Below are 15,842 nucleotides of genomic sequence, written 5' to 3' on the forward strand. Positions count from 1 at the left end.
AAAGGAATACTATTAATATGAAATATCTGGTACATTATCTTTTTGATTCTTTTTGTCTTTACATCCGAGCCACTATAGATTGATGAGCTTTACCTAGATACGGTGGCGATCGGCATTTGGAGGCAATTCTGTCGTTCACGTAAAAGCAAATATTGTAGGGGCATCCTAAATGCTAAGTTTTTTTTGATTTTGATGGCTCTAGTGAACGTGCTTGTTTTGTGAAACCTTCTATGGTGGTTTGAATGGGCGTTTTATTTGGGCTTAATCATTGAAGTAAAGGAACGGAGATATTCGAATGTTTTCATCTTGATTCTTTAAGAGAGATGTTGATTGTAAAAAGGTAGTCTCGAACCAACTGACATCGCCCAGTGTCGAGTTTAATGATCGTAGTCATTAGCCCGTATTTAGTTTTTGTTAAACATCCTAACTAACTTATTTAGAAGATTTATGTCTTTGCGCAGTAACATTGATTTTAATCACTGCTTTAAAGGAATGTTTACTATTATAATGCTCTTTATTTATTACAAGCTGGTCAGAGTTAGCCTTACTTTGTATCTATTCGATTCATGAAGCATAAAGGAATTTGAAAAGCCAGTTGGAGTGATTAGGGTGCTTTTGTGGGGCGTTTAGCCGTGTTTCTGAACATTTAAGTCATCCATGGGAGCGGTAGTTAATAACACAGAAACGGTATTCTTCGATTTGATGAAGCAAGCGGATAACCACTGTTCAAGGAACTTTCCAAATTGATTAAATTACTCATAGGTATACCTTGAAGAATATAAATAAGTGATTGTATGCTCGCCATTTAGTATTTCAAAACTGAACGCTTCGAAGTTTGCTTTGTGAAATCGGAGGGCAAGAAGAATGAAAAAGAAATCAAAGCTAGTCCGTAAGCCGAGAACAAGGTCTCTCTTCAATACTGGTACTCGCCCCCATAAATCAGATAAAAACTACACTCGAAAAATCAAACATAAGGAAACTACTCCTGATGTTGGGTAAAAAGTTGAGATTCAGGTTATGGACAAGGGGAAAACTAATCATCGTCGGTTCTATTATGTTCTTAATCCTTAGTCTACTCGATGGTGCATTGACCCTATGGGGATTAGGACTCCGCGCCATCGAAGAAGCTAATCCGGTGATGGAAGGGGCTAATTGAAAAGAGCCCCATTGCATTTATGGCTGTCAAGTTGTTACTACCATTCATTTTAGGCTTTGTGTTATGGAGGATAAGGAATAGATCGCTTAAGTTTGTTACTTGCTCATTGGGGCTACTTTTGATCGTACATTCGGTTGTGATGATATTTCATGTTTATTGGATTTTTAATTCATGACTAGCGTTGTAGAAAGGATGAAAGCTAGATGTGTGGTCGATATTCCTTTTCCAAGCCCAAAGACATTATAGAACGTTTTGCTCCAGTCCAACTTGAATTTGAGTTTGGGCCACGCTATAACATTGCGCCATCTCAACAAGTCCCCGTGGTGGTCCATCAAAATGAGGGCAACCGTCTACTAATGCTTCGGTGGGGGCTGATACCCTATTGGGCTAAAGATGAGAGCATCGGAAATAAATTGATCAATGCCCGAGCAGAGACCTTGGAGGAAAAGCCGAGTTTTCGCAAGTCTTTTGAGCAAAAACGTTGTCTGGTATTGGCAGACGGTTTTTACGAGTGGAAAAAAGAAGGGCGTATCAAGAAACCCTATAGAATCACGTTGCAAGATTGCAGACCATTTGCCTTCGCTGGTCTATGGGATTCTTGGTTGTCACCTACAGGCCAAACGATAAACTCATGTGTGATCATCACGACTACGCCTAATAAGTTGATGGAGCCAATACACAACCGAATGCCTGTAATATTGCCACAGGGTATGGAGTCGCTTTGGCTGGATGGGGGTACACTCCCTAGCCGTGAAGTCAGAGATTTGCTGACGCCTTTTCCAGCGGAAGGGATGGTTGCTTACGAGGTATCACCATTGGTGAATTCTCCACGCAACGATGGACCTGAATGTATGGTTCCAGTAAACAGTCTGTTTTAGGATCTTGAAAGAATATTTATGGTTCAGTGAACTCCGCAGTCACTTTCAAAGGGTATCTGCTGACACCTAAAAATTACAGGAATAAGCTCTCTCCATCACGGATGGGGAGCTTACTGCTATAATTTGGCGAATGAATCTCCTTTATTAAGAACTCCTGTTTTGGTAAAATAGGAACAAATGTTCGAAATGAAGGTGAAAAGCAGTAGGTAATCGGATTATCTTTCATATAGATGTAAATTCAGCCTATCTTTCCTGGGAGGCTGTTCACAGAATTCAACATGGCCATACTCTGGACCTAAGGACCGTTCCTTCCGTTGTAGGGGGTAATCCAGAAACACGACATGGTATTGTTTTGACTAAATCGATTCCTGCAAAAAAATATAATATACAGACAGGTGAAACCATCTACACCGCCAAAGCGAAGTGTCCTGAGTTGATTATAGTACCACCTAACTATGGTCTATATATGCAATGCAGTCGTGCTTTTGGTGATATTCTTCGAGAATATTCGCCGCTGGTCGAGCAGTATTCTATAGATGAGTATTTTATAGATTTCACGAATATGGGAAGGATCTATGCTGACCCCGTAGAAGCTGCTTATATAATTAAAGAGCGCATCAAAGAGGAGCTTGGGTTTACGGTAAATATCGGGATCTCTACCAATAAAATCTTAGCCAAGATGGCAAGTGAACTTAAAAAGCCAGACAAAGTACATACCATTTTCCCACATGAGATTGCTGATAAAATGTGGTGTCTCCCCATCGAAGAACTGTTCATGGTAGGGAGGGCGACTGCGAAAAAGTTGCGGAGTAGAGCCATTAATACTATCGGAGACTTAGCACAAGCCGATCTAAAGATGTTTAAGCTTTTTTTGAAAAGTCATGGAGTGTTAGTGTGGAACTATGCAAACGGAAACGATATATCGCCAGTCAGAGAAAATCGTAGAACAATGATAAAAGGGATCGGCAACTCAACGACAATTTCTTTTGATGTGGAAGATAAGACAACGGCACATTTAGTCTTGCTTTCTCTGACTGAAACTGTAGCATCAAGGTTACGTCAAGCAGAATACTGCGCTTGTTTAGTTTCGGTTTCCATAAAGACGAACGAATTCTATTCTTGCTCTCATCAACGAAAGTTAGCATCAGCGAAAGATTGCACAAATGCAATTCATGAGATTGCTTGCGAACTTTTTGACGAGTTGTGGAAAGGAGAGCCGATTCGACATCTTGGAGTTCGAGTTTCTGAGTTATGCAGAAATTATTTTATGCAGCTTTCTCTTTTCGAGAGGGATTACGAAAAACAGAGAGCTGTTGATCGTACGGTCGATTCAATTCGAGAACGGTTTGGACCAGATGCAGTTTTTCGCTCATCGTTTCTGAATAGTGGGGTACGATTCCGGTCTGGAGGGACTATTGATGATGAAGAATACCCCATGATGTCAAGTGTTTTATAGAGTGGAAAAACTAGATGTGGTTATGATCGAACCTAATACTGGCGAGTGAAAAATACTCGCCAGTACTTCTGCTTGCAATAAATGAGAAGCACTGTTCAGATACTAGCTCAGTAGATTTATTGGGCTATAAAACTACGCCCACACGCGTTTTTGTCGCTATGATAATTATTTTCTGATAATAGTAGTATCTGGCAGGAATGTATAGGGAATTAGTTGAATTCTAGATCAGAGTGGAAAAAGCCATCTCATGCCCGGATGATGGGAGATGGCTTGTAGCAATTTTGTCTAGCAAATTATCCGAAGTTAGGGGTAAAAAAGCTCAAACTCCGAATTTGAGCTTGAGTAAATAGAAAGTGGTTCATTTGGTGAAGCTGTTACCTAACTTTGGATAATTACAATGCACGAAACCGCGACGGTTAAGGAAAATGCTATGGGGATTGAATTTCTAATCTCCCGTCCAATTCATATGACATTTATGTAAAACTCAGAAGGAATTGTATCGAAGTAGCGTTAATTATGCTGAAACAGATATAGTTTCCCCCTCCCCATAACAGGGCATTTTTTATTAAATACATGCAGTTTGGACAGCGATTGGGGGAGATTTACCCAAGCTCATAAACCGTTTGGGTTTATCTGAGCCGCAATTAGGGCATTTAGATAAATCTAATCCTGTAAGCTTCTGGATGAGTTGGAGGGTTGTAGCTTTCTCTCCAATTAATAAAGGGGTATGGGTAAGTTGTTTGCAAATCTTTAGTTTGGTTGTCTTGTTACGATTACCAAGTAAGCCGTAGTGCCTAATTTTCATAAAGCGACTCGGCAAGATGTGGATAAGAAATCTTTGGATAAACTCCTCTGAGGAAAGAGTCATCACCTTATGCTTACTGTCGTCTTTGTAGTCCCGCCATTTGAAGGAAACTGTATCCTTTTCCATGCTAACGATGCGCTTGTTGGATATTGCCACTCGGTGAGTATATCGCCCCAGGTATTCAACAACACAAGCAGGATTTTTAAACGGTGGTTTGCAGTAGACAATCCACTCTTTACCATAGAGAGACTGCGAGCAACTTTTCGAATTCTTCATCGTCGGAAAGATAGGTTTGATTTCCGTGGAATTCAAGCTTGTTTTGGTAGTAGAGCTGTTTAAGGTAATACAGGAATTTTCCTCTGAACTTTCGGGATAGAACTTTAACCGGGATGAAGAATTTCTTTCTGCTATTCACCCATTTTCCCAGGGAAGATAGCACGCCCCCAGGTACAATGCAATGGATATGCGGATGGTGCATGAGGTTTTGTCCCCAAGTATGCAGAACCGATGTGAAGCCAATCTTTGCACCAAGATATTTTTTGTCAGAAGCTAAATCGGTAAGAGTTTCAGCAACGGTCTTAAACATAAGGGTATAAACTGCTTTTTGATTTTGGTAGACCATTGAATTGAGAGTATCCGGGATGGTGAATACCACATGGAAGTATCCGATGTCGAGCAGATTGCTTTTCTGGTTTTCAATCCAACGCTCTTTGGCCAGAGCTTGGCATTTAGGGCAGTGCCTGTTGCGGCATGAATTGTAAGAAACACGGGTATGCCCACAACTGTCACAAATCTCCTTATGGCCGCCTAACTCTGACGTTCTACATTTTTGAATGGCAGACATCGCCTTATGTTGCGTGACAGTGAGCTTATGGTTAGTACGATAGTTTTGGCCGTATTTTATGAAGATATCTTGGACCTCAGCCATTGTCTTTGTCCGATTCAACCATCTGATCAAGGGGACTTGTTACGTTCAGAGATTCAATCTTAACCAAATGCAAGTAAACGCAGGTCGTGTTGATATTTGAGTGACCGAGTAGTTGCTTGATGTGGTAAATGCTTGTTCCGGATTCCAGCAGGTGAGTCGCGAAACTATGCCTCATAGTATGGACTGAAACTTTTTTAGAGATGTTAGCTTTCTTTACATATTTATGGAAGAGATTTTGTATTGCTTTGGTAGTCATGTGGGTGCAGGTGTGATTCCTGCTGTAAAAAAGCCACTCTTTGGGGTGGTAAGCTTTCCAGTAAGCTCTAAGCATCTCAAGATTGGTTTGAGAAAGTAGAGCATAGCGATCTTTGCTTCCTTTGGCATTGCGGATGAACAATTGCATTTTATCACTATGGATATCTGAAACTTTAAGCGAGGCTACTTCACTTAGGCGAAGTCCTGCACCATAAAGAGTCATAAGAATGCATTTATCTCGCAGGTTGTCGCAGACGTTAAAAAGGGCTTGTATCTCCTCTTGGGTAAGGATGTCAGGGAGTCTGCATGGTTTGCGGTGGCGAGGGACTTGTCTGGGGTTTAAATTAACCTTCAGAGTTACGCCATACAAAAAGCGGAGGCCGCTATTGTAGGTGTTTACCGATTCGGGAGCAAGCTTCTTAACTGTCGTGAGATAATGAAGAAACTGTCTAACGTCCTCTACACCTAGATCAGTTGCAGGTTTACCGAAGTGCTCCTGAAAGAGTTTAACTTTGGTATAGTATGCAGGCTGGGTATGCTTACTAAACCCTCGAAGCTCCACATCGAATTTCAGTTTGGCTAAAACTTCTTCTTTTGTCATATTCAATCATCTCCTGCAAAATAGTTTTACAGGAGAGGCAAAGCTTCATAACAACTAATAGGAATATTTGATTAAACAGTAAGAGATATGCTACGGAAACCACCGCGCCAGCGGTTTAGTGCTTTAGTCTGGCTTCCGAACTGTTGGCTAGATTATTTGAGAACGCAGATAAGTCGTAGTCTTAGCGTTGCAATAACCATTTTTAACAAGTATAAGTGTGAAATTTACATTTGAGTAGCCAATATTATGTTTAAGACCCCCATATTGTTTAGAGTCGGATCCAATTTAACGAATGGAAAACCTCCCGACAATTGATATTGTTGGTCTGCCAAACACGGCTGTTAGAGAGGTTCCGATTCATGACCACCCCGCAGGCAAGATACTTATGCACACGAAATCCACTACCTCATTAAAATATAACTGCAACCGTTGCAACCGTCGTTGCAACCCGATCCAAAAAATGCAGTACGATTAAGTACATGGCTAAATCTAAAAACCACAGAATCCGCCATATGACTGTGTTCTGTGATTCGTCAGTATAGCTCAGGATATCTTTTAACTCACTCGTAATGAGCAGGTCGTCGGTTCGATTCCGACCATCGGTTCCATAGGACTATTACTCCCGCCACCGCGCCAGCAGTTTAGTGCTATTCTTATACTGTGTCTTTATGGTTCGTATTCTACATATACCCATTCCTTATGACAGTGTTAAACATCATGGTCAGAGGTTTTAAATTGACAGCAGACTGCAATTGATGCTCATCAATATGTGTATAAATCTTATGTTGTTGCAACGCTCTCATGCCTGAGGATTTGCTGGAGTGACCGTATATCAACCTAGACCTACTTATGGATAAGTGTTGCGGCCGTATTTTATTCCGGAGCTTATGGGTAGATATGGATTGGGGTGAAGACCAGAAGAATAACATATTTTGTAACGACATTCTAAATTGTATTCCTGTTATATTTGACGACAAATTGACGACAACGAGCTTGTAATTAGGCGAAAATAGAGGGGAAAGAAGGTTAATTAATTACACGAATAATTAATTAGATAGGCTTAAACACTAATACCTAGGACTAGATAAGACTAACGACATCGAATTCCCAAGACGAGGGTCGCGAGTTCGAATACTGATTCTAAAATGTGGTTATAAATTGCAGGGTTTTATATAGTGTAAGGTCGCCTTTGCCATTAATTTACTTTTTTTATTAAATATGAGATATTATTTTCGCCTCGGAATTACTTATTCTCTCAAGAATAGCAGCTGAAGAGGCTGTCGTAGTGAGGCAGCTAAGAAATAACAAAAGGCGGCGACTGGCAGATGCCAGAAGCCGTCTTTTGTCGTAAAATATAAGTATCGGGTGGCCGATGCTGCAAATGCTCCATATTCAAGGCCAGGGACAACCTGTCTTGCTGTTAGCTTTATGAAACGCTACTGTATTTTAAATACAAGGATTGTACGGAAAAATGTAGAATATCATTGTGCACAATATTATCGATATATAAATGTACACCCCAAATCTTCGTGTCATCTTTTAGTGAATATTCTTTCGGGTAGGTGATTCATCTAATGTCCAATACCGATTTAGTCCGTGCAAGCCGAGACGGGGATCAGTTCCACTATTTGTGGGCTGCTCGTCGCTGCCTATTTCTAATTTCCCCCACCTCCAACTTGAAAGCAATGACAATAGAGGGCCCGTCTTTATCTGAAATAGATGCAGAAACGCATATTGCGGCTGGTGAAGAAATGATCGATGTCGGCGAATATTATGGGAGTGAAAAGCTTGAAGAAGCAACACTTGTCCGATACATTCAAGTCAAACATTCGACAGTAAGAACAAATACGGCTTGGACACCAAGTGAACTGGAAAGAACACTTAAGAAATTCGCCGAGCGATATAACGCAATTCAACAACATCTTCAAATAGTAGATTTAGATAAGAAATTAGAGTTTTGGTTTGTCTCAAATCGCCCAATCAGTGCCGATTTTTTAGAAGCTATTTATGATGCGGCCAAGGGCGTTCAAGCACGGCATCCCGGAAACTTAGCGAAGCTGGAGCAATTCACCAGTCTCAACGGTACGGCACTCACAAGCTTCTGTAAACGGCTGCGTCTCGAAGGAGAGCAGGAGGGGCTATGGGATCAACATAATTTATTAGCCCAGGATATTAGTTATTACTTGGTTGATGCCGATGTGGATGCCCCTGTTCAATTGAAGGAGTTAGTAACCAGAAAAGCGCTTTCCTCAAGCGCCGATAATCCGACTATAACAAAATCGGATGTGCTTCGCGCGCTCAAAACTTTCGAGGATCGTCTGTTTCCCGCCCCATGCCGCATCGAAGACATTGAAAATGTGGTGCCGCGAGAGCAGGAAGCAGAGCTCTTGCAAACAATCACTGAGACAAACGGTATCCCGATCATCATTCATGCTGCTGGCGGAGTGGGAAAGTCGGTTTTCGCATCGCGCATCAAGTTAGGATTACCTGAGGGTTCGTCAAGTGTTCTTTATGACTGTTTTGGCAACGGTCAGTACCGTAGCGCCAGTGGTTATCGCCATCGCCATAAAGATGCTCTCGTTCAGATTGCTAATGAGTTGGCCTCTGATGGATTGTGCCACCCGCTCGTCCCCAGTCCTCATATTGAACCATCAGCCTATGTAAGGGCCTTCCTTTATCGTCTGAGTCAAAGCATCACTTCGCTTAGGTCAAAGAATCCACAAGCGATTCTTTGCATCATTATTGATGCCGCCGACAATACGCAAATGGCGGCAGAGGAAGCCGGCGAAGCGCGTTCCTTTGTGCGTGACTTAATCAGAGAGAAACTCTCGGAAGGTATTCGTTTAATTGCTTTATGCAGAACACATCGACAGGAATATCTTGATCCCCCTCCCGAGGCCTTGCCACTCGAACTCAAACCTTTTAGCCGAACTGAAACTGCTGCATATTTGCGGAATGCTTTCCCTGATGCCACGGATCAAGATATGGACGAATTCCACAGTTTGAGTTCTCAGAATCCCCGTGTTCAAGCGCTTGCGCTTACACAAAAAGTTCCTTTGAGCGAGATTCTTCGTTCCCTTGGGCCCAATCCAACCACTGTCGATGATACAATCGGAAACTTGCTTGATAGCTCTATCGCAAGATTACGTGATTCAGCAGGAAGTGTTGAAGAGAAACAAATAAATAAGATATGCGCAGGATTGGCTGCTTTGCGTCCCTTGATTCCAATATCTGTTTTGGCGTCCATGTCCGGGGTTGATGAGACTGCAATCAAGAGTTTTGCCTACGATCTGGGGCGGCCTCTCCTAGTAACAGGCAATACCATTCAATTTTTCGATGAACCCGCCGAGACCTGGTTCAGAGAAAGGTTTAAGCCAACGGCAGGCGATTGGGCGGCTTTTGTGGCAAGCCTGAAGCCGCTTGCATCAAGCAGTGCCTATGTTGCTTCCGTGTTACCTCAGTTAATGCTTGAGGCAGGGCATATCGCAGATCTTATGGCCCTTGCTTTATCCTCGGATGCACTGCCAAGCGCCAGTCCAATTGAGAGACGTGATATTGAATTGCAGCGTCTTCAATTTGCCCTTAAAGCGAGCCTGCGTGCGAAAAGATTTACCGATGCAGCAAAACTGGCGTTGAAGGCTGGGGGGGAAAGCGCCGGTGATGAACGGCAGCGCAAGTTGCTGCAAGCAAATACAGACCTGGCTGCAGGCTTTTTGGAAACCGACCGTATTCAAGAACTTGTTTCCCGAAGGACGTTTGGTTCAGGGTGGATTGGATCTCACCATGCTTATGAAGCAGCACTGCTTTCCGGACGAAGTGAACTGTTAGGTGATGCTCGTTCCAGGTTACGGATGGCTTACGAATGGCTGGGAAATTGGAGTCAGCTGCCTGCTGGGGAACGAAAACGGGAAGAAGTGTCGGATGATGATATTCTTGAAATGGCCATAGCTTCTTTCAATATCCATGGTCCCAGACCCTGCGCACGCGAAATCGGAGGATGGAAACCACGCGAAGTTTCGTTTCGCGTTGGAAGATTGCTAGCCAAACGGTTCGTTGATCATGGTCGCTATCAAGAACTCGATGAGCTTGCGCTGGCTGCAAGAAAAAATCACTATCTTATGCTCGCAATTGTACTGGAATTACGAGAGGTTCATAGAATACCACCCAAAAATGTGGTGGAATGCTTGCTTCGCATAATGACAAAATCGCGGACTAAATTTAGCGACGGCAGTCACTGGGATTATGAAGGAACCACTATACGAGCAGTTACTGCGTTTGTAGAGGCTGCACATAGACTATCTACTGGTACAGCCGAAGAACTGACCTCAATTCTGACAAACTACCTACCCGCATCGCCCCCCAGGGGTCTTTCCTCACGTTTTGACAGCCAGAGGCCTCATCTGCTTCGAGCATATGCCTTACGAGCGGCTCTGAGTAATCAAGAACTTAATTTAATAGATTTGGCACACGATGAATTACGAAAAGAGCTGGAAGGCTCAAAACCTTACTCTGAATCTCAGGAAACGCGGGAATTTAAAGAATATGTCGGCTCACTTCTCCCCTGGCATCGTTTGTGGGCGGCGGTCTTTGTGGGTCAAACATCACCTGCAGATCTTAAGAAAGCTATCGCCCAAACCAAAGACGAGTCGGCTAAAGCAAAGAGGATTAATTACTGGGAGGAATCAGATACATCGGATGAAATAGCTCGGGTCTGGTTTGATACATTACTGACAGCAGGAAGAACTGATTCTGTATCGGTTGATATATTTGACCAATGGATCGCCAGCCTTAAACGCCCGTTATTTACTACAACACTTACCTATCTTGCGCATTTGGCAGCTCGTTCGCCATCGCTGGAAGCACGAGCGTTGGATTATGCCAGCAAAGCCTTTGGTATAGTCCAAAATGCACGCGAAGATGCTGAATCCAAATCGGACAGTTATGTCAAACTGGCAAGAGCAGTCTTGACGGTAAGCAGCTCAGATGCAATCGCTTATTTCAATCAAGCGGTGGAAGTTGCCAGCAAGATTGGCGATGAGAACTTGGATCGATGGGGTGCGCTCTTGGAATTGGCTAATCATTCTGCCTTCAAGGACAACGCGGAGCCGCTGATTGCATATCGGCTTGCCCGTTGTGCAGAATTAACCTATGTTTATGTCGTCCGGGATAAGTGTTTTGATTGGCGGGCCACTGTCAAAGCGATTTGCGGTTTATGCGGGAAGTCCTCCCTGGCAATTCTCAGCCGTTGGCGGGATCGGGATTTTGGGTCGGCGGAACGGTTATTGCCATTTGCAGTCAACTTCCTGGTCACACGCGGTGACCTTGAGCCCAAAAACGCTCTGGCATTAACCTGTTTTCGCTCTGAATGGAACGAGCCCTTCTTGCTCAAGAGCGCTTTGATGACCTGTGCAAGCAAAGCCGAAAAGGAAAATATCATAGATTTTACCTATCGATACATGACACTGAGCTGGCAAAGTGCTGATAGATGGCGCGAACTTAAGGATATCATAGGCAAGTACGGTATAATACTCCCTGAACTTGATGGACGTATCACTTTATGCGAACGAGAGGAGCAATCCAGTAAACCAAAGAACAGCCATGGTGTGGATTATGCTGCCGTCCGAGAAAGCAAAGATAAGCGTGACTGGGACAAACTCTTTGAGGGCATCGACTTAAGCAGCGCCAATGATATTTCAAAAGCATATCGTCGGTTCAAAGATTTCGAGCCACCGTATTATCATGATCGATTTTTTGAAGAAGCCTGCCGTCATGTACAAGTTGGCAAAGAGGCTGAATTTATCGTTGCTATTTCAGATGTAACTGAATTCGACCTCTATAATTTACGCGTCTTTCTTGAGCAACTTCCGGAGAACTGGAAAGGCAGGCTCGCCGTCACATCTGCCATTGCCAAAACCTTGAAAGCGTTTTGTCGTCGATTCTGCATGTCTATTACAAAAAGCCGGTACGATGAAGAGCTTCCGTTAAAGAGTGCTTGCGAGTTAGCAGGAATTCCTGAAAGCGAGGCCATTGATGAGGTCTTGATTGCTATTGGTGAAATGGCCGAAGTCGCTGATGCAGGTCGTCTATTTACATTGGTAGGACTCCTTGCAACAAAACTGACGAGAGAGGAAGCGCTGGAAGCTCTCTCCTTCGGACTCGATCTTTTCGAGCCCCTTCTTGAAGATACCGATGGTGATGGCCCATGGGTATCTAAATTCCAACCGCCTACTGAGATTGAAGGTTCAGTCGCCGGCTACATCTGGAGTAGTCTTGCAGCCCCCCAGGCAAGTTTGCGTTGGGAAGCTGCTCATGTGGTTCGAGGGCTATGCAAACTGGGAAACGAAAAAATTCTTAGTCACCTTATGCTCCTGGCAAAGGGTGCCTCAGCCGGTGCTTTTTATGACGCTCATCTGTATTTTTATGAGCTGCATGCCCGCCAATGGCTGTTATTCGCTTTGGCCCGTGCCGCCAAAGAGTATCCAAATCGGGTTGCCCCCTATGGTGATTTTTTGCTTAAGCTGGCCTTTACCGGAGACCCTCATGTCCTTATTCGTGAGTTGGCAAAGAGAACGATTCTTGTGCTGCTGGATGCAGGATTCTTAGAATCCCAAGCTGATTTGCGAACTCAGCTTGCTGCTGTCAATTCATCGCCTTTTCCCACAATCGAATCGAAGTCTTATCGTCGCTTTGAAAAAGGAAAAACGGATATTGAAGAAGAGGACGATACCGAAAGTGATGAGCGGTTCTATTTTGGTATAGATTTCGGACCTTATTGGTTTGCCCCTCTCGGTAAATGTTTTGCTAAGTCGCAAGCGAGCATCCAGCGAGAAGTGTCAAAGGTGATTCGCGAGAACTGGCAGATGTCCGGAGGTAAGGGATGGGGTGAAGATGAACGGCATCGGCGAAAGATATTTAGAGATATGGAAACGCATCACTCTCATGGTTCATATCCCCGTGCTGATGAACTTAGATTCTATATTCCGTACCATGCAATGATGGTGGCAGCCGGGAAACTTTTGGCGACGATGCCCGTGCATCGCGACCCTGAAGATTCTGAAGATGAATTTAATAACTGGATAAGTAGGCATGACCTATCCCGGCAAGATGGCGGCTGGCTGGCAGATCGCCGCGATCCTATTCCGCTTGAAAGACCAGTGTGGAAGGATGAGGCGGAGAAGGACGATTGGCGTTGGTCCACTGCAAGGAAAGACTTTGATCAAAGTCTCACGGCTCCTGACGGTCGAATGAATTTTTGGGGGCACTGGACATGGGCTTCGGGGCATCGGGAAGAGACTGTTAGTGTATATAGCGCACTCGTTTCTCCAGATTCTTCTATGGCCCTGCTAAGAGCTTTACAAAGCGCGGACGATCCGCACGATTATCGGATTCCCGATGCCGATGATGAGTTAGAGATCGACTATGAGGGTTTTCAGCTTAAAGGTTGGCTTATTGATCGCTCTCGCGATAGCGGCATAGATGAATATGACCCATGGGGCGGAGATATTAGTTATCCGCCACCGGTTCCAGCTCCGCACATTATTGAAATTATGAAACTCGACTCCGACGCTGAACATCGGCGATGGTTTGTTAAGGGCGATGGTACTGAGGTTGCGTGGTCTCAAGTATGGGGACACTTCCGAGAAAAAGACAACGATGAAGTGAAGCATGAAACAGGTTACCGTTTTCAAGCATCACTTGAGTTTATCGTAGCGCTTTTGCGTGAATTAAAGATGGATTTAATCGTGGAAGTAGAAATCGAAAAGCGATTACGCTATTCAAGATGGGAAAGGAGTGGTAATGATGACAGTGGATTCATCTTGCCAAGCGCACGACTGTTCCTCATCCGGACTGACGGCAGTATCAGTACGCTGTGAAGCGACGCTTGAACTGGGCAGGAGATTGACGAAGGAACTTGACTTCGATAAGTCTGTAGATACCCTTGGACGATGGTTAGCCCATTACATTGCGGAGCTGATTCAGGAAGCGGAGAAAGCCGGGACTGAAGACCGGGCGGCTAAGATGCAAGCTTGCTGTGATGCAATATTGAACCTTTGGAAGCACCGGCATACACTGCAAAATGGCGAAAGTGTGTTTAAAGAATTAGAACCGATCCTGCGGACTCTCGATAGTTTGGATCCAGAAGATGATACACCGAGATATTTCCGCTCGGTGCGGACTGCTGCAGATAGTGCAGATGAAAATGAGGAGACGAAGTCCTGGCTGAAACTTATTGATGGCTTGGACTACTCAGCAAAGATACTCATCCGTTATTGCTTGACTCAAGCCGTGCAAAGTGCACTGAATAAATCGTTGGAGTGGGTTAGTCTTGCTCAAGCCGCCGGTGTTGATGAGGGTCCTGAGTTTTCACTGGTTCAAGTTATTTTTGAAGAGGAAGATAGGATGGAAGCATCAGAACCGAGTGAGAAAGACAAAAAAATTATAGAGGATCGTATCAATCGGCTGGAAGGGTTCGCAAAAATGGCTATGGAAGTGGTCTCCGTTCTCAAGAAAGAAGTTTAGCAAACTTAAAAGTATGAGATTTAGAATGGTAACCAAGCTGGCTTATCAAAATAGAAGTTACGCAAATCCCTGATAGCATCGTTCAGTTATTTATTGAGCCTGGAAAGGTCCTTGGATAAGGAATAAGCATAGGTAAAAGTCCTTTCTCGTTTTAGTGCGGGGGGAGGGTTATAGCGTATATTTTTAGCATTTCCCTTAATAATTTACTGCTTTAGATAAACCTTTTGAACATTTTAAGAAGTTTTTGATTGACATTATGTAAGGCTCCAACGTATTATTATAGTAACAGAACCCGCCACGCCTCTTAACAATGCGTACCACGGCGGGACATTTTTTATATTGAGGTCAGCCATGGAAAAAGCGGTAAAAGACCCGACAACATATCAGGAGCAAATAAGCATACTAAAATCGAGGGGTATGGGTATTCCGGTCGATAGCCAGGCAGAGGATGTGCTAAAAAGGGTAAATTACTATCGACTAAGTGCTTATATGCTTACTTTGAAGGAAAATAATAAGTTCTATGATGGGGTTACCTTTGAGGATGTATATCACATCTATGAGTTTGACAAAAGACTCAGGAATATGATCATTGAAGTGCTAGAGGGGATTGAGATCGCATTCCGTACGCATATTGCTTATGAACTTGCTCATAAATATGGCCCACTGAGCTATCAGGATAGCGTGTGTTTTAGAGATCTTACATATCACCAAGAAATGCTGAAATGTATTCAGCAGGATGTTGACCAAAGGCAGGACGAACTGTTTATTAGGCATCATATACATAAGTATGACGGTAATTTTCCTATCTGGGTTGTAATCGAAGTAATGTCTTTTGGGCAATTATCTAAAATGTTTAAAAACTTAAAGAGCGAAGACCAAAAGCTAATAGCGGACAAATACTATAACAGCATACCGTATACCTTCATACAGAACTGGCTTTACGTATTTTCTAACGTAAGAAATATTTGCGCACATTATGGGCGGCTGTATGATAGGAATTTAAAGATTAAGCCTAGATTGTATAAAGCTTTTGCTGATAAGTTTCCTGACAATAAGATTTTTAGTGTGATGTATGTCATGGGGAAATTATGTTTAAATAAAGTAGAGTGGAGAGCATTCGTTAATAACTTGGTAGGTTTAGTGGAACAATATGAAGGCGTTGACTTAGAGAGACTTGGTTTTCCGAAAGAGTGGTACAACGAATTGAGATTACTTACATAAATATTCATCCTCTGCTTCTGCA

At 43.4% G+C, this 15,842-nt stretch carries 8 protein-coding genes and 1 pseudogene; 7 read left to right on the plus strand and 2 right to left on the minus strand.

The window, feature by feature from the left end; translation table 11 throughout:
* Window positions 1–988 precede the first annotated feature (988 nt).
* The 4 genes from M8E35_RS22220 (at window position 989) to M8E35_RS22230 (ending at window position 3,490) form a co-directional block, all read left to right on the plus strand.
* On the plus strand, window positions 989–1,156 hold the full coding sequence (locus M8E35_RS22220) for a DUF5658 family protein (RefSeq protein ID WP_252472613.1): 168 nt from the start codon (window positions 989–991) through the stop codon (window positions 1,154–1,156).
* Window positions 1,157–1,175: 19 nt separating this feature from the next.
* Window positions 1,176–1,331: a hypothetical protein gene (locus tag M8E35_RS27055; RefSeq protein ID WP_373887475.1), complete on the plus strand. Its 156-nt coding sequence runs from the start codon at window positions 1,176–1,178 to the stop codon at window positions 1,329–1,331.
* A 28-nt stretch (window positions 1,332–1,359) separates the two neighbouring features.
* The gene (locus M8E35_RS22225; RefSeq protein ID WP_252472614.1) at window positions 1,360–2,034 is read left to right on the plus strand and encodes an SOS response-associated peptidase; all 675 of its coding nucleotides are present in this window, start codon (window positions 1,360–1,362) and stop codon (window positions 2,032–2,034) included.
* A 214-nt stretch (window positions 2,035–2,248) separates the two neighbouring features.
* On the plus strand, window positions 2,249–3,490 hold the full coding sequence (locus tag M8E35_RS22230) for a DNA polymerase Y family protein (RefSeq protein WP_252472687.1): 1,242 nt from the start codon (window positions 2,249–2,251) through the stop codon (window positions 3,488–3,490).
* Between the two features lie 565 nt (window positions 3,491–4,055).
* Here the strand turns inward: M8E35_RS22230 and M8E35_RS22235 are convergent.
* Window positions 4,056–5,223: pseudogene (locus M8E35_RS22235) on the minus strand (IS91 family transposase).
* Window positions 5,216–6,079, minus strand: coding sequence for a tyrosine-type recombinase/integrase (locus tag M8E35_RS22240; RefSeq protein ID WP_252472616.1), 864 nt, complete (start codon window positions 6,077–6,079; stop codon window positions 5,216–5,218). The pseudogene M8E35_RS22235 and the gene M8E35_RS22240 overlap by 8 nt, the downstream one beginning before the upstream one ends.
* Window positions 6,080–7,653: 1,574 nt before the next feature.
* Between M8E35_RS22240 and avs3a the strand changes: the two genes are divergently transcribed.
* The 3 genes from avs3a to M8E35_RS22255 all read left to right on the plus strand — a co-directional run bounded on the left by avs3a (window position 7,654) and on the right by M8E35_RS22255 (window position 15,820).
* The gene (gene avs3a / locus M8E35_RS22245; protein ID WP_252472618.1) at window positions 7,654–13,953 is read left to right on the plus strand and encodes an AVAST type 3 anti-phage nuclease/ATPase Avs3a; all 6,300 of its coding nucleotides are present in this window, start codon (window positions 7,654–7,656) and stop codon (window positions 13,951–13,953) included.
* Window positions 13,880–14,599: an AVAST type 3 anti-phage protein Avs3b gene (gene avs3b, locus M8E35_RS22250; RefSeq protein ID WP_252472620.1), complete on the plus strand. Its 720-nt coding sequence runs from the start codon at window positions 13,880–13,882 to the stop codon at window positions 14,597–14,599. Before avs3a ends, avs3b begins: the two co-directional genes overlap by 74 nt.
* Window positions 14,600–14,950: 351 nt before the next feature.
* Window positions 14,951–15,820 (plus strand): Abi family protein, encoded by an 870-nt coding sequence (locus M8E35_RS22255; RefSeq protein ID WP_252472622.1) that lies wholly within the window; start codon window positions 14,951–14,953, stop codon window positions 15,818–15,820.
* Window positions 15,821–15,842: the final 22 nt, after the last annotated feature.

This window comes from Desulfosporosinus nitroreducens (assembly GCF_023897015.1).
GTDB classification, from domain to species: domain Bacteria; phylum Bacillota; class Desulfitobacteriia; order Desulfitobacteriales; family Desulfitobacteriaceae; genus Desulfosporosinus; species Desulfosporosinus nitroreducens.